This window comes from Thermus tenuipuniceus (assembly GCF_002964845.1).
GTDB classification, from domain to species: domain Bacteria; phylum Deinococcota; class Deinococci; order Deinococcales; family Thermaceae; genus Thermus; species Thermus tenuipuniceus.
Map to the genome: position 1 here is coordinate 1 of NZ_PRDA01000039.1, position 14237 is coordinate 14237.

Below are 14237 nucleotides of genomic sequence, written 5' to 3' on the forward strand. Positions count from 1 at the left end.
CTGCTTCTGCCGGAGGTGGTCTTGCGGGTCCTCATGGCCGAGCTGGGGGCTTTGGGTCTTTGGCCTCCGCCTGCGGGGGGAAGGGGGTGTTTATGCAGGGTATTCGGGAGGTGCAAGTTTTGAGCCAAGGAACGCTTCTTCCAGCTGGTGGAAGCCCGCCCGCCTTTAGCCCGGGCCTTGATCCGGTACCTGGCCCGCCGCCAGGGGCAGCTTCTCCACCTTTTGGACCGCCTGGTCTTCCACGAGGTGCGGGAGAGGCTCTGCGAGTTCCTCCTGGAGAAACTTTCCCAGGAAGGGCAGGGCTTCCACCTGCCCACCAACCCGGAGCTCGCCGCCCTTTTGGGCACCGTGCCCGAGGCCGTTTCCCGCAACCTGGGCCAGCTTTACCGCCAGGGCCTGATCCAGTTGAAGAGGCGGCGGGTGGAGATCCCCAACCCACAGGCCCTGGTGGACTTACTCAAATGAAAATAGTTATCGTTTCTAAATTGCAAAAATCCGAGCGGAATACTTGACATTAGCCCGGCCCTGGTTTAGCCTGGCTCTAGGAGGTCGGTTATGCTTTCCCTAGCCCAGCTCCCACCTGGTCACCGGGCCCGCATCCTCCAGGTCCCCCCGGAAAAGAAGCGGCTTCTCGCCTTGGGGCTAAGACCTGGCGCCGTGGTGGAGATCCTCCTCAAGGCTCCTTTGGGAGATCCCCTCGAGGTCCGGGCCGAGGAAACCTACCTGCTCTTACGCCGGGCAGAAGCCAGGGGAATCCTGGTGGAAACCCTGATCGCCGCAGAACCCCATGAGCTGCCCCCGGTGCGACTCAGATAACGCCAGCCAGAAAACCCTCTCCCCCCGCTTGGAACGCTGGGCCCTGGTGGGCGGGCCCAATACTGGCAAGTCCTCTCTGATAAACGCCCTGGCAGGAAGCCAGCTCTCGGTGGGCAACTGGGCGGGGACCACCTTGGAGCGCCTTTCCGCCCGCCTGGACCTGGAGCAAGCCCAGGTGGAGTTAGTGGACCTTCCCGGCACCTACAGCCTCCTCGCCACCTCCCCCGAGGAGGCCCTGGTGGTCCGCGAGCTGCTGCAAAACCCCCCAGACCTGGTCCTTAACGTCCTGGACGCGGGCAACCTGGAAAGGAGCCTGGTCCTCACCCTGGAGCTCATGGAGCTTGGGTTGCCCATGGTCCTGGTGGTTAATCTTCTGGACGAAGCGGAGGCTAAGGGCCTGAAGATCAACCTCGAGGCCCTGGAGGAGGTCCTGGGCCCACCTGTGGCCGGCACCGTAGCCAGCCGGGGCCAGGTGGCGGAGGTCTTGGCCAAAGCTAAGGAGGCCCGTGTTCCAAGCCCTAAGGTGCGATACCCCGAGGCCCTGGAGAAGGCGATAGACCGCCTTACCCCTCGGATTCCCAACCGGGCCTTGGCCCTGCTGGCCCTCATGGGGGAGGAAAACCTTCCCCTATCCCAGGAAGCGCTGAAGGCCGTCGAGGAAGAACGAGCACACCTGGAGAAAACCGGCCTGGATCCCTACCTCCTGGCCCTCGAGGCCCGGTACGCCACGGCCCAGGAGGTTTACCACCGGGTAGCCCATCGGATAGGAAGCAAGCCCCCCCTTACCGAGAAGCTGGACCGCCTGGTTCTTCACCCCCTCCTGGGGCTACCCTTGTTCCTCCTGGCCCTGTTCCTTACCTTCCGCTTCACCTTCACTCTTTCCACCCCCTGGGTGGACCTGATCGGCAGGGTCCAAGAGGTCCTGGCAGGATGGGTCGTCGCCCTGCCCATACCCCCTTTAGCCCGGTCCTTCCTGGCGGAAGGGTTGGTGGCCGGGGTGGGCACGGTCTTGGCCTTTGCTCCCCTGCTCTTCCTCCTCTACCTGGCCCTGGCCTTCTTGGAGCTGTCCGGCTTCCTGGCCCGTATGGCCTTTGTCGCCGACCGGGCCATGCAGTGGGCAGGGCTTCCGGGCAAGGCCTTCGTTCCCCTGGTGCTGGGTTTCGGTTGCAATGTGCCCGCCGTATACGCCACCCGCACCCTTTCACACCCCCTGGACCGCCTCCGAACCGCCTTGGCCATCCCCTTCATGGCCTGTGGAGCCAGGCTTCCCGTCTTCACCCTTTTCGCCTTTGTCTTCTTCCCCCAGCAAGCGCCCCTGGTGGTCTTAGGGCTCTACCTCCTGGGGTTGGTCACGGGCCTACTCACCGCTCTTCTTCTGGGCAAGGTGCTGCGGGCTGAACGAGGAGAGGGAACCATGGAGCTTCCCCCCTACCGCTTCCCCCCCTGGCGGCTTCTCCTGCGCCTGGCCTGGGCCCGGACCCAGAGCTTCGTTCAAGGGGCAGGGGGACCCATCCTGATAGCGGTTTTAACCGTTTGGGGTTTGCTTCACCTCCCCTTCCCGGGAGGAAGTCCCTATGCCTTCTTGGCCCAGGCCCTCACCCCTCTCTTTCATCCCTTGGGCCTCGAGGATTGGCGACTGGTGGGGGCCTTGATCCCGGGATTTATCGCTAAGGAAGTGGTGGTGGGCACCCTGGGGGTGAGCCTCCTCGGGGCAGAGGGCCTTAATCCGCTGAGCTTTCTCGCAGGGGTAAGAGCGCTTCTCGATAGCCTCCTTTCCGCCTTAACCGGTACCCTTCAGGGCCTTGGGTCGCTCTTTCTTCCCTTCTCCTTAAACCTTGCCCCTGAGCCCACTCCCCTTCAGGTGGCCCTTAAAGAAGCGGTTTCCCCCTCCGGGGCCTTGGCTTATCTGGTCTTCGTCCTCCTTTACACCCCTTGCGTGGCCACCGTGGCCGCACTCCGCCAGGTGATTGGCGGAAGGGTAGCCCTGGCCGCCGTGGTGTACCAGTTTTCCGTGGCCTACATGCTGGCCTTTTTGGCCCGCCAGTTACTGCCATGATGGCCAAAGTCCTGGACCTCCTCACGTCCCCCAAGACTCCCCGGGAGCTGGCTGGAGCGCTGGGGCTCAGCCTCGAGGCCACCCTTCTTCTTCTTCAGCAACTGGAGCGAAGGGGCTATGTGCAATCTCTCCCCTGCACTACATCCTGCGGGGCCTGCGCCTTCCGCAACCTCTGCCCCGGGCCCAACGAAACCCCCTGGATGCGAATCCTGGGAAAACTCACTCCAGGCCCCACGCCCTAGTTCTTAGCCCGCTACCCTTGCTCCAGCACGGGCACGTTAGGCAGGGTTTTAGCCCAGTGCCGATTCTTTTCTATGTACTCCCTCCACGGCTCGGGAACATCCTCCTCGGGGAAGATGGCGTTCACCGGGCAGGCGGGCACACAGGCCCCGCAGTCAATGCACTCGTCGGGATGGATGTAAAGCTGCTCTCCGGCGTCGTAGATGCACTCCACGGGGCAGACCTCCTGGCAGGACCGGTCTTTGACGCCGATGCAGGGCTCGCAGATCACGTGGGGCATAGCTACCTCCAAGGCCTAGCCTGCTCCCTGGCTTTCGGCCCGTCCATGACCCGGGTCAAGGGGCTTTGAGGCCTGGAATTGGCGCCCCAAGCCTCCTAGGAACAAGCTCACACTTAGGGGGCAGCCAAAAAGACGAAAATGAAGCATGGTAGCTTTGAGAAAGCCCCTTCCCCCCTATACCCTCCACACCCCTGGAGGGCAAAGGGTGTACCTGCCCGACCTTAAGGGGAAGACGCTGGTTCTCCTACGCAACCCCGGGATGGCCCAGGCCTTGGCCCTCCGCCAGGAAGAGCTCGCTGCCCTCGAGGCCCAGGCCTTCCTCCTTGCCCCAAAAGCCCAGGAAAGCCCTTTGCCCCTTCTCTTGGATCGGGAAGGGGACCTGGTTTCCGTTATCCCGGAAAAGGGCACGTTGGTGGCCGAACCCTTCCTGGAGGTCTACCACCTGGGGACGGTGGAAGACGCAGAGGAGATCCTGGACTGGGTGCGCTTCGTAGGGGCCCAGTGCCCGGAGTGCGTCCTCCCTGAGGCGGAATGGCTCTAAAGTAAAGCGGGTCTACGAGCCAGCCTCACCAGACGACGGGGTGCGGGTGCTGGTGGACCGCCTCTGGCCCTGGGGGCTTTTCAAGGAAAAGGCCCGGGTGGATTGGTGGGCCGAGGAACTTGCGCCCTCCCACGCCTTGTGCCACTTCTTCGGTAAAGCGGGAAGAGCCCTACGCCCTTCACGCTCTCTTGCTCGTGGCTGAAGAACCGGAGCTTTCTACGGCGGAGATCGCCAGGAAGCTCAAGGCCCCAGCTGCCTTCATGGCCAAGGTACTCTCCAGGTTAGCTAAAGCCGGCCTGGTGGAAAGCCGCATGGGCCGGGCCGGAGGGGTGTGGCTCAGACTTCCCCCCGAGGAGATCTCCCTCCTCAAGGTGATGGAAAGCCTCTCCGGTCCCGTGGCCCTGGACCTCTGCGCCACCCTGCGGCGTTGCCCCACGGAGGAAAGGCGGGGGTTTTGCTACCTCAAGCCCAACCTGGTGCGCATGAACCAGGAGATCCGCAAGGCCTTTTCCAGCCTCACCCTCAAGGACCTCCTCCCCGAAGCGCCCCAGAAGGCTTGACCGAGGTCATGGCGGGGAAACCCCTGGGGGCCCCAGGCTAAGGAGCATGGAGGGGATCACCCTGAACACCACGGTCAACGAGATCCTCAGGCGCTTCCCCAAGGCGGTGGAGCTCCTCAATGGGCTAGGCCTGGACACCTGTTGCGGCGGGGCGGAACCCTGGGGGAGGCGGCCAAAGCTGAAGGCCAGGAACCGAAGGCGGTGGCGTGGAGCCTGGGGCCTGGGACTCCCATATGTATGGGGGCTTTTCGCTCTCCTCTCCGTTTTGGCGGGAAACTTCTTCGTCCTCCTCATGCTGGAGGTGCTTTGGGGCTAAGGAACCTTTGGACCTCACTTCAGAAAATGGTATGCGTGCGACAAGCGTTCCCCTTAAATCTGTGGCCCTCCCCACGGAGCACGGGGGCTGGGGATTCACCCTAGAACCCATCCTCCTAGGCTTATTCCTCTCCCCAGGACCCCACACCCTGGGGCTTGCCCTCTTGGGCCTCTTTGGGTTCCTGGCCCGGCACCCCTTGAAGCTGGTCTACCAGGACCTAAGGAAGGGCAAACGCTATCCCCGCACCGAGCTGGCCTTAAAGGTGGGCGGGGCCTATTTGGCCCTGGCCCTTTTGGGCCTTCTCCTTGCCGCCTTGACCGCCAAAGGCCCCTTCCTCCTCCCCCTTCTTTTGGCGGTGCCCTTGGGGGTCTACATGCTCTGGGCGGATACCTCAAACCGTTCCCGGGACCTTTTCCCCGAGATCGCCGCCGCCTTGGCCATGGCTTCCTTGGCCCCTGCGGGGGTTTTGGCAGGAGGCCTGGAGCCAGGGATCGCTTTGGGAAGCTTTCTCGCCTTGGCCATCAGGGACATCGCCGCCCTGTACTATGCCCGCACCCAGGTACTCAGGGCCCGGGGAAGAAACCCCAAGCATTACCCCGCCCACCTGGCCCTTTGGACTTCTTCCCTCCTCGCCATGCTTCTCCAAAGCCAGGGGCTGTTTCCCTTTACCACCACCTTCGCCCTTCTCCTCCTGGCCTTTTATGGAAGTCTCGCCCTCTTGAGACCACCGGTGGAGGCCAGGATCATCGGCTGGACGCAGATGGGCTTTGGCCTTTTGGTGGTCCTGGCCACCGCCTTGGGCTACACCCTCCAGGGCCTCCCCACCGCCCTTTTGGGGATGCCGCTTCTGCACCGGTTTCTGGGATGGACCCTGGTGGGACTGGCCTTTCTGGCAGGGCTTTACCTCCTCCTGCGGAAGGAGGTAAACAGGCCCGTGCGCCTTCTCCTGGGGCTTTACGACCTGAACACCCTTTTGGGCCTCCTCTACCTGGCCTTCCTCTGGAAGCCCCTCCCTCACCCCCTCCTGGCCCTCATCGGGGTGGTCCTCCTCCACATCCTCCTGAAAAAACCCCATCCCTGGCCCGGGATTGGCTTCCTCCTCCTAGGATTCCTCCTTCTTTGGCACTGAGGCCCATGGTGGGCGGAACCACCCTCTTCCCCCCGCCACCGGGGAAAATGGAAGCATGAGGAAAGCCTGGGGGATTCTCCTCCTTCTTCCCTTAGCGGGGGCCCTCTACGCCCTGTGGAGCCAGCCCGTACAGCTTTGGGGTAGGCCAGAAAACGTAACTTGGGAACTGGCCCAGGCGCCTCCTGAACGCCTGCAGGAGGTCTACACCAGGGCCCATCCCGCCGTCTTGCGCATAGATGGCCCGGAGGGAAGCCGGGGCACGGGGTTCTTTTACCGGGAGGGCCTCGTCCTTACCGCCTACCACGTGGTGGCCGAGGGCGGGCCTTATACTTTGGTGCTCTCCAACCAAAAGCGGGCCACGGCCACCCTTCTCGGTTTCGCCGAGCCCATGGACCTGGCGATCCTGGCCACGGAGGCCCGCGCCCCCGCCCTCCTTTCCCTGGAAACCCAAAGGCGCCCCCAGGTGGGGGAAGCGGTCTTGCACATCGGCAACGGGCGCAACCAGTTCATCGCCCCCCGGTATGGGCGCATCACCCAGCTTTTCGTGAACCCCTCGCCTTTTCTTCCCCAGGGCCTGGTGGAAACCAGCCTCCCCCTTTCCCCCGGGGACTCGGGAGGACCTGTGCTGGACCTCGAGGGGAAGGTGGTGGGGGTGGCGGTGGCCATCGGCCAGACGGAGGAGGGCTTCCGGAGTTTCTTCACCCCGTTCCTGGGCCGGGGCCAGGTCCTGGCGGAGATGGAAGGGGGTAAGCGAAGCTACTGGCCCTACCTGGGCCTGAGGGGTCCGAGGGGCTTAACCCCCGAGCTGGCCCGGGAGCTGGGCCTGCCCCCGGGTGGGGTGCTGGTGGGCGAGGTGGTCCCGGGCGGGGCCGCCCACCGGGCAGGGCTAAGGGGCCTGGAGGCAGGGGGGGTGCCGGATGTGATCCTCGAGGTAAACGGGGTCCCGGTGAACACCTTTGAGGACCTCCTGCGGGAGGTACGCCGCTACCAAGTGGGGGACAGGATCCGCCTTAGCGTGCGCCGGGGCGGGGAGGTCCTCCAGGTGGAGGCGGAGCTCGCCCCCTTTCCCGGAAGGTGATCAGTCCATGAGGTCCCGGTAAGCGGGGATCCCCGGTGCGCTTTCCGAAAGGAGCACCGACCGAAGGATCGCCCGGGTTACGGCGTCGGCGGCGTAGGCCCCAAGGCGCAGAAGGGTGTAAGGGTCCACCCCCTTCCCCTCACCTTGGGCCAAAGCAAAGACCAGGTCCCCATCCAGGGGCGTATGGGCAGGACGGATGGCCCGGGCAATCCCGTCCTGGGCCATGATGGCAAGCCTCTTGGCCTGGGCCTTGCTCAGGGGCGCATCCGTGGCCACCACCGCCAGGGTGGTGTTCTGGCCGAGGAGGAAAGGGTAGCGGTAGTCCTCAGGCCTCCCCTGGTAGCGGGAGCGGTCCGGCAGCAGGGCCCTTTCCTCCTCCGCCAAAAGCTCCTCCCCATAAAGCCTCCCCGTCTTGGGGTCAAAGGGCCGGCCTAGGCTGTTCACCGCCACCAGGGCCATGACCCGGTACCCTTCCTCCAGGAGGTACCCCGCCAGGCCCACCCCGCCCTTGACTCCCCCTGCCACCGCCCCCGTGCCCGCCCCCGCGCTACCCTCCTCCACCCTTTCCCCTGCGGCCAAGGCCGCCTGGTACCCCGCCTCCACCCCGGGCGGACGGTGGATCCTCCCCCGGCCCAGGTCGTAGAGGACCGCCGCGGGCACGATGGGCACCACACCCCCTGGGGTGGGGAAGCCCTTTCCCCTTTCCGCCAAGTAACGCATGACCCCATCCGCCGCCCTTAGGCCGAAGGCGCTTCCCCCGGTAAGCAGGATGGACTGCACCTTCTCCACGGTGTTCTCCGGGGACAGGAGGTCGGTTTCCCGCGTACCGGGAGCCGCCCCCCGCACGTCCACCGCTGCCACCCACCCCTCCTCCACCAGGACCACGGTGCAGCCGGTGAGGGCCTCGAGGTCGGTGAAATGCCCCACCCTTAGCCCGGGGACAAGGGCCCGGCTACCCGCTAAGGCTTCCGCCATAGGACCAGTATGGGGTAGGCTAAGGACCAGAGCAAGGAGGGCATATGTGGGAGTACCTGATCCACGGTGAGCCTTCTCCTAAGGTCCGGGTTTTTCTGGAAGGACTGGGGAAAGCTTTGGAAGCCCAGGGGTTTCGCCATAACCCTAAGGCCGAGGCTCCCAACCTAGTGCTGAACGCCATCTCCCCGGAAAACCCGCGCCCTTACCGCCGGCGGGCCCAGGCCACCTTCGTGGCCTCGGTGATGGAGCTCCCGGAGTTCCCCCAAGAACCCCTGCAAGCCCTCTACCCCTACCTGGTCCGGGCTCTTTCCAACGTGCTCCTGGCCTACGTGCCCCACCAGGGGGTCAAGTTCCTCACCCTGGAGCTCGGGCACTACGACGAGCCCAATGGGGAGGGGTTTTACGAAAGGGTGGCCGCGCGCCTAAGGCCCATCGCCTGTAGCCGCTTGGTCATCAACAATATCTTCCACACGGACCTCGAGCCCGAGCTTTGGCAAGGGGATGCGCTCACGGAAAGCATGTACCGGGCGGGGAAGAAACTCAAGGAGTGGGACCTCCTTCCCGCCCCCTTCCCCATCGAGGAGATCCTTCCCCCCGAGGACCTGCGCCACGTGAAGCGCCTCTATGGCATCGGTGGGCTTTCATATGGCAACCTCTCCGTGCGCAAGGACGAACGGCGCTTCTGGATGTCGGCCAGCGGGGTGGACAAGGCGAACCTCAAGGAGATTGGCCGGGACATCCTCATGGTGAAGGACTACGACCCTGAGGAAAACGCCATCCTCCTCTCTGTTCCCCCCCACGTGGAACCCCGGCGGGTCAGCGTGGACGCCATCGAGCACTGGATGATCTACCGGGAACACCCCGGGGTGGGGGCCATTCTGCACGTGCACGCCTGGATGGAAGGGGTTCCCGCCACCCCCTTCAACTACCCCTGCGGCACCTACGAGCTGGCCCAGGCGGTGGCGGAAAAGGTACGGGAGGCTCCTGACCCCACGCGGGCGGTGGTGGGCCTCAAGAACCACGGCCTCACCATCACCGGGCGTAGCCTGGACGAGATCATGGAAAGGATCGAGGGCAGGCTCATCCGCACCGTCCCCATGTCATGAAGGCCCTCCTCTACACCCCCTCCCTCCCCCGCTTCCTTGCGGCCCGGGTCTTGAGCAAGCGCTTTCCCAAGGGCCTTCTGCCCCTAGCCCTCGCCCAGGTACCTCTCCCCGAGCGGCAGGGCTTCGTAAAAGTCAAGGTGAGGCTAAGCGGGGTCTGCGGCTCGGACCTCGCCCTCCTCTACGGGAAAAGCCCCCCTTCCCTCAGCCCCTTCTTTTCCTTCCCCGCCGTCCTTGGCCACGAGATCCTGGGGGAGGTGGAGGGGAGCCTGGTGGCGGTGAACCCCCTCCTGGCCTGCGCCGACCGGGGCCTCCCCCCCTGCCCCGCCTGCCAGCGGGGAGAGGAGGGGCTTTGCCAGAACGTGGCCGAAGGGAACCTGGCCCCAGGGATGCTGGGGTACAACCGCGACCTCCCCGGGGGCTGGGGGGAGTGGCTCCTGGCCCGACCCGAAAGGCTCTACCCCATCCCCGGGGGCGTACCCGAGGAAAGAGGGGTGCTAGCCGAGCCCCTGGCGGTGGTGCTTCGGGGGCTGAAAAAGCTCAGACCTTGGCCCGGGGAGATCCTCGTGCTGGGCATGGGCACCCTCGGCCTCCTCTCCGTGAGGCTTCTCCGAACCTTGGGGTTTTCGGGAAAGGTCTACGCGGTGGCTAAGCACCCCCACCAGGCGGCAAAGGCTAAGGCCTTTGGGGCGGACGAGATCTTCCCGAACGCCAAGGAGGCCCTCCTGGCCCGGGCGCGGCGCTACCGCTACCTCCTCTTCGAGGGGTACCGGGGTGGGTACGAGGCGGTGGTGGAGGCCTCGGGGAGCGGCTCGGGCTTCCGCCAAGCCCTCGCCCTGGCCCAGGAGGGAGGCCGGGTCCTCCTCTTGGGGGCCCCGGGGCTGGAGTGGGCCGACCTCTCTCCCTTCTGGTTCAAGGAGGTGGGCCTTTTGGGAGGCTACACCTACACCCGGGAGGAGTTCGCCCAGGCGGTGGCCCTTCTCCCGGAGCTTGTGGGCCTCGAGGGCCTCATCGGGGGCATCTTTCCCCTCGATGCCTGGCAAAAAGCCCTTTCCGCCAAGGGCAAGGCCCTATTCCGGCCAAATGTGTCCTGAAGGGGAGTATCCCCTGGCCTGGGGGGTTATACTCCTGGGAAACCCTTAGGGGGTGGGCATGGCCTGGGAAGAAGAACCCTTTTTGGCAGCAGGGGAAAGGCTTCGGGCCCTCCTGAAGGAAGTCAAGCGGGTCATCGTGGGCCAGGACCACCTCCTGGAGAGGATGCTGGTGGCCCTTCTCGCCCGGGGGCACCTGCTCATCGAAGGGGTGCCGGGCCTGGCCAAGACCCTGGCGGTGAAGACCCTGGCCCAGGCGGTGGGGGGTAGCTTCAAGCGGATCCAGTTCACCCCCGACCTGGTGCCCGCCGATCTTCTGGGAACCCGCATCTACAACCCCAAGGAGGGGGAGTTCAAGACCGAGCTCGGCCCCATCTTCGCCCACCTCCTTCTGGCGGACGAGATCAACCGGGCCCCAGCCAAGGTGCAGTCGGCCCTCCTCGAGGCCATGCAGGAGCGCCAGGTGACCCTGGGCAAGGAAACCTGCCCCCTACCCAAGCCCTTCCTGGTGCTGGCCACGCAAAACCCCATAGAAAGCGAGGGCACCTATCCCCTGCCGGAAGCCCAGCTGGACCGCTTCCTCCTCAAGGTGGTGGTGGGCTACCCTGCCTTCCACGAGGAGCTCCTCATCGTGGGGCGCATGACCACGGGGGAGGAGATCCAGGTGGCCCAGGTGCTTTCCCTGGAGGAGGTATTGGAGCTCTCCCACCTGGCCGACCGCATCTACGTCCACCCCAAGGTGGCCGAGCACGCCGTGGCCCTGGTCCAGGCCACCCGGGATCTGGAAAGGGCGGGGCTTAAGGACCTGAAGCCCTTCGTGGCCTACGGGGCAAGCCCCCGGGCCTCCTTGGCCCTGGTTCAGGGGGCCAAGGCCTTAGCCCTGGTCCGGGGGCGGGCCCACACCCTGCCGGAGGATGTGCGGGACCTGTACCTGGACGCCCTCCGCCACCGCGTGATCCTCTCCTACCAGGCTTTGGCGGAGGGCGTGCGGGTGGAGGACGTGCTGGAAGCCATCCTCAACCGCCTTCCCCCACCCTTCGTGCCCCTTCACGACCCCTATGGAGACGCCCGAAGCCCTCTTGGCCCGCCTGGAGCTTAAGGTGGTGCGTCCCCTGGACGGACTCCTCTTCGGGGACTACCGGGGGGTGTTCTACGGCAAAAGCCTGGAGCTGGCGGAGATCAGCCCCTACAACCCCGGGGACGAGGCCGAGCGGATCGACTGGCCCGCCACCGCCCGAACCGGGGAACTCCACGTGCGGCGCTTTCGCGAGGAGCGGGAGCTCACCCTGTGGCTCCTCCTGGATGGAAGCCCCTCCATGCGCTTTGGCTCTAGGAGGCGGGAAAAGTACACCCTGGCCCTGGAGCTGGCCCTGAGCGTGGCCTATATCGCCCTCCGTCACGGGAACCGCGTGGGGGCTATCCTGCCCTCAGGCCTGCTGCCCCCCAAAGGGGGCAAAGCCCAGGCCCTCCTCCTGGCCCGGGAGGCCCTTAAGGGCGGGAAGCCGCTTCCCCTGGGGGAAGCCTTGGGGCTTCTGGAAAGGGTGGCCAGGCGCCGGAGCCTGGTCTTCGTCTTCTCGGACTTCCTGGACCCCTTTTCCGCTCCCTTTGCCCGCCTGGCCGCCCGGCACGACCTGGTGGGGGTCTTGGTGGAGGACCCCTTGGAACGGGCCCTGCCCCGGGCAGGGATGCTCTCCTTTGTGGACCCGGAAACCGGGGCCCAGGTGGAGGTGAACACCCTGGACCCAAGGGTGCGGGAAGCCTACCGCCTCCGGGCGGAGGCCCTCAGGGTAGCCAGGATGGGGGAGATCCTCAAGGCGGGTGCCGATCTCCTGGTGGCCTCCACGGAGATGGACCTGCTTCCCCTCCTCCTCAGCTTCGTGGAAAGGAGGCGCAGGTGGCCTTCAAAAGCCCCGAGGGCTTCCTCCTAGGCCTTCTCCTCCTGGGCGCAGGAGGGCTTCTCCTCTGGCTTTTGGAGCGGGCCGGGCGGAGGCGGCTTCTCTCCGCCTTGGACCCCGCCTTCCTCCCTGGGCCCAGGCCCCTACCTCTTCCCTTCCTCCTGGCCCCTCTTTTCCTTCCCCTGGCGGCAGGCCGCCTCGAGGCCAGCCTTCCCTGGCGGGAGAACCTCACCCAGGCCCTGCTGGTGGTGGACACCAGCCACTCCATGGCCGCGGACGACGAGACCCCCACCCGGCTGGAGCGGGCCAAGGCCCTGGCCCAAGGCTTCCTTCGCGGCCTGGATCCCTCGGTCAAGGTGGGGCTGGTGAGCTTCGGACCCCAGGCGGTCCTGGTCCTCTCCCCTACCCGGGACCGCCAGGCCCTCCTCAAGGCCCTGCAAGGCCTCAAACCCGGGGGGACGACCCCCTTGGGCCAGGGCCTCCTCCAGGCCAAACGGGTCCTGCGTCCAGAAGGCCCCGAGCGGGACCTGCCCCAGGCCAAACCCCCTGCCGCCCTCCTCCTCTTCTCCGACGGGGCCGCCAACGCCGGTCAGGATCCCCTCGAGGTGGCAGGAGAGCTCTCCCGGGCAGGCCTCCCCGTCTTCGTGCGTCCCTTGGGCGACCCCAGGGGGGCGGTGAGTCGCATCGGGGAGGGACTTTACTTCGTGCCCACCAACCCCACAAGCCTCCTGCGCCTGGCCCAGGCTACCGGGGGCCAGGTGCTCGGCGAGGATTTCCAACCCCTCTACCGAACCCTCCGCCCCTACCGGGTGTGGCGGACCCAGACCCTAGACCTTACCCAGGCCCTGGTGGTGGCCGGGCTCTTATCCCTTTCCTTTGGCGCTTACCTGAACCTGGCCCGGGAAGGGAGGTGGCCGTGAGCCTGCAGGCCCCCGAGGCTTTAAGCCTTCTCCTCCTTTTGGCCTTCCTGCTCCTGGGCCTTTATCCAAGGCATCCCAAGGCCCGCCTGCCCCATCCCCTGGTCCCCCTGCTGCAACAGGCGGCCCGGGAGTCCCGGGGCATCCTTCCCTGGTTGCCCCCAGCCCTCTTTTTCCTTGGGCTTTGCCTCCTGGTCTTGGCAGCCACAAGACCGCTGATGCCCCTCCCCGGCCAGGCGAGCCGGAACGTGGTGATCCTGGTCATGGACGTAAGCCGCAGCATGATGGCGGGAGACCTGAAGCCAAGCCGCCTCGAGGCGGCCAAGGAAGCCGCCCGGGTCTTCCTCCGCGAGGCGCCGAGGGCCCTGAGGATAGGGCTGGTGGCCTTCAGCGGCTACGCCCAGACCATCCACCCCCCCACCACCGACCGTAGGCTCCTAAGGGAGAGCCTAGACAGCCTGGAGTTCGGCCGCTCCACGGCCATCGGGGAGGGAATCCTGGAAGCCCTGCGCAACATCCGCGAGGCCGGGGGCGAAGGGGAGATCCTCCTCCTCACCGACGGCAGGAACCGAACGGGGAAAGACCCCTTGGAGGCGGCGGCCGAAGCCTCCCGCATGGGGGTGCGCATCTACGCCGTGGGGGTGGGGGTACCGGGATGGACCCCGGGCCCCGAGGATCCGGTGAGCGCCTTCGGCTTTTTCCCAGGGGCCTTTGAGGTGGACGAGGAACTCCTCTGGTCCCTGGCGGGGTTCACCGGGGGGCGGTATTACCTGGTGGCCTCGGAAAAGGAGCTTTCCGACCTCTACCGGATGCTCGCCCGCTCGGTTCGCCTCGAGGTCATGCCAGGGGAAGCCGCTGGGCTCCTGGGGGCCCTGGGAGGGTTTTTGGCCCTCTTAGGGGTGGCCTTACGGCGTTACCTTTCCCCCGCCTAGGACCCGCCAAAGGGGTTAGGGACGGGCTCCACCGGGAAAAGCTCCTGGGGCTCACCCCCAGGCACCGGGAGCATGCGGAAAAACTCCCCGTTCAGGAAGAGGTAAACCTGGGGCTCGCATCCCTCCCCGCCTGGGGAAGGGAGTTGCTGGACGGGTATGGACCCCAAAACCCAGGAGGCGGGGACTCCCTGCAAGGACCCGCTCCCGGGTAGCCGCCCCATCCAGGCCACACCCACCCCAAGAAGCCCTCCCAGGGCCAGACCCAGTAGAAAAGGCCTCATACCTCTTAGGGTAGCAGCCCGGGCAAG

18 protein-coding genes and 1 pseudogene are annotated in these 14237 nt (G+C 65.8%); 16 read left to right on the forward strand and 3 right to left on the reverse strand.

Features of this window, described 5'->3' with window-relative positions:
* Positions 1-126 precede the first annotated feature (126 nt).
* From C2847_RS10100 to C2847_RS12185, 4 genes and pseudogenes are all read left to right on the forward strand, one after another.
* Positions 127-465 (forward strand): annotated as a pseudogene (locus C2847_RS10100) (Crp/Fnr family transcriptional regulator); the annotation flags it as partial.
* Positions 466-555: 90 nt separating this feature from the next.
* A complete protein-coding gene (locus tag C2847_RS12870) occupies positions 556-816 on the forward strand; it encodes a FeoA family protein (protein ID WP_105318228.1) in 261 nt (86 codons plus the stop codon).
* Positions 817-844: 28 nt separating this feature from the next.
* Positions 845-2872 carry a ferrous iron transport protein B gene (gene feoB, locus C2847_RS10110; protein WP_279627889.1) on the forward strand — a complete coding sequence of 676 codons (2028 nt, stop codon included), beginning with the start codon at positions 845-847 and terminating at the stop codon, positions 2870-2872.
* Positions 2869-3114: a hypothetical protein gene (locus C2847_RS12185; RefSeq protein ID WP_208619951.1), complete on the forward strand. Its 246-nt coding sequence runs from the start codon at positions 2869-2871 to the stop codon at positions 3112-3114. The genes feoB and C2847_RS12185 overlap by 4 nt, the downstream gene beginning before the upstream one ends.
* 11 nt (positions 3115-3125) lie before the next feature.
* Here C2847_RS12185 and C2847_RS10115 read toward each other — a convergent pair whose 3' ends face one another.
* Entirely contained in the window at positions 3126-3392 is a 267-nt protein-coding gene (locus C2847_RS10115; protein ID WP_105318230.1) for an indolepyruvate ferredoxin oxidoreductase subunit alpha, read from the reverse strand.
* Between the two features lie 145 nt (positions 3393-3537).
* Between C2847_RS10115 and C2847_RS10120 the strand changes: the two genes are divergently transcribed.
* Genes C2847_RS10120 through C2847_RS10145 form a run of 6 tightly spaced genes read left to right on the forward strand, consistent with a single transcriptional unit; the run spans position 3538 to position 7016 of the window.
* Entirely contained in the window at positions 3538-3933 is a 396-nt protein-coding gene (locus C2847_RS10120) for a hypothetical protein (protein ID WP_105318231.1), read from the forward strand.
* The gene (locus tag C2847_RS13100; RefSeq protein WP_105318232.1) at positions 3914-4135 is read left to right on the forward strand and encodes a DUF488 family protein, N3 subclade; all 222 of its coding nucleotides are present in this window, start codon (positions 3914-3916) and stop codon (positions 4133-4135) included. The genes C2847_RS10120 and C2847_RS13100 overlap by 20 nt, the downstream gene beginning before the upstream one ends.
* Positions 4053-4493, forward strand: a complete 441-nt coding sequence (locus C2847_RS10130) for an RrF2 family transcriptional regulator (RefSeq protein WP_105318233.1) — start codon at positions 4053-4055, stop codon at positions 4491-4493. Before C2847_RS13100 ends, C2847_RS10130 begins: the two co-directional genes overlap by 83 nt.
* A 46-nt stretch (positions 4494-4539) precedes the next feature.
* Positions 4540-4809, forward strand: coding sequence for a hypothetical protein (locus C2847_RS12705; RefSeq protein WP_244187434.1), 270 nt, complete (start codon positions 4540-4542; stop codon positions 4807-4809).
* Between the two features lie 31 nt (positions 4810-4840).
* Positions 4841-5938: a YwiC-like family protein gene (locus tag C2847_RS10140; RefSeq protein ID WP_105318234.1), complete on the forward strand. Its 1098-nt coding sequence runs from the start codon at positions 4841-4843 to the stop codon at positions 5936-5938.
* Between the two features lie 55 nt (positions 5939-5993).
* The gene (locus tag C2847_RS10145; protein ID WP_105318235.1) at positions 5994-7016 is read left to right on the forward strand and encodes a S1C family serine protease; all 1023 of its coding nucleotides are present in this window, start codon (positions 5994-5996) and stop codon (positions 7014-7016) included.
* On the opposite strand, the gene C2847_RS10150 is transcribed toward C2847_RS10145, so the two are convergent.
* On the reverse strand, positions 7017-7991 hold the full coding sequence (locus tag C2847_RS10150; protein ID WP_105318236.1) for a P1 family peptidase: 975 nt from the start codon (positions 7989-7991) through the stop codon (positions 7017-7019).
* A gap of 44 nt (positions 7992-8035) precedes the next feature.
* Here C2847_RS10150 and C2847_RS10155 point away from each other — a divergent pair, with 44 nt between their 5' ends.
* Genes C2847_RS10155 through C2847_RS10180 form a run of 6 tightly spaced genes read left to right on the forward strand, consistent with a single transcriptional unit; the run spans position 8036 to position 13929 of the window.
* Entirely contained in the window at positions 8036-9097 is a 1062-nt protein-coding gene (locus C2847_RS10155; protein WP_105318237.1) for a class II aldolase/adducin family protein, read from the forward strand.
* Entirely contained in the window at positions 9094-10188 is a 1095-nt protein-coding gene (locus tag C2847_RS10160) for a zinc-dependent alcohol dehydrogenase (protein WP_105318238.1), read from the forward strand. The genes C2847_RS10155 and C2847_RS10160 overlap by 4 nt, the downstream gene beginning before the upstream one ends.
* Before the next feature lie 58 nt (positions 10189-10246).
* Positions 10247-11284, forward strand: coding sequence for an AAA family ATPase (locus C2847_RS10165; RefSeq protein WP_105318239.1), 1038 nt, complete (start codon positions 10247-10249; stop codon positions 11282-11284).
* Positions 11244-12113 (forward strand): DUF58 domain-containing protein, encoded by an 870-nt coding sequence (locus C2847_RS10170; RefSeq protein ID WP_105318240.1) that lies wholly within the window; start codon positions 11244-11246, stop codon positions 12111-12113. Before C2847_RS10165 ends, C2847_RS10170 begins: the two co-directional genes overlap by 41 nt.
* Positions 12080-13000 (forward strand): vWA domain-containing protein, encoded by a 921-nt coding sequence (locus tag C2847_RS10175; protein ID WP_105318241.1) that lies wholly within the window; start codon positions 12080-12082, stop codon positions 12998-13000. The genes C2847_RS10170 and C2847_RS10175 overlap by 34 nt, the downstream gene beginning before the upstream one ends.
* Entirely contained in the window at positions 12997-13929 is a 933-nt protein-coding gene (locus C2847_RS10180; protein ID WP_105318271.1) for a vWA domain-containing protein, read from the forward strand. The genes C2847_RS10175 and C2847_RS10180 overlap by 4 nt, the downstream gene beginning before the upstream one ends.
* On the opposite strand, the gene C2847_RS10185 is transcribed toward C2847_RS10180, so the two are convergent.
* Positions 13926-14210, reverse strand: a complete 285-nt coding sequence (locus tag C2847_RS10185) for a hypothetical protein (protein ID WP_105318242.1) — start codon at positions 14208-14210, stop codon at positions 13926-13928. The two genes, C2847_RS10180 and C2847_RS10185, sit on opposite strands and share 4 nt — an antisense overlap.
* Positions 14211-14237: the final 27 nt, after the last annotated feature.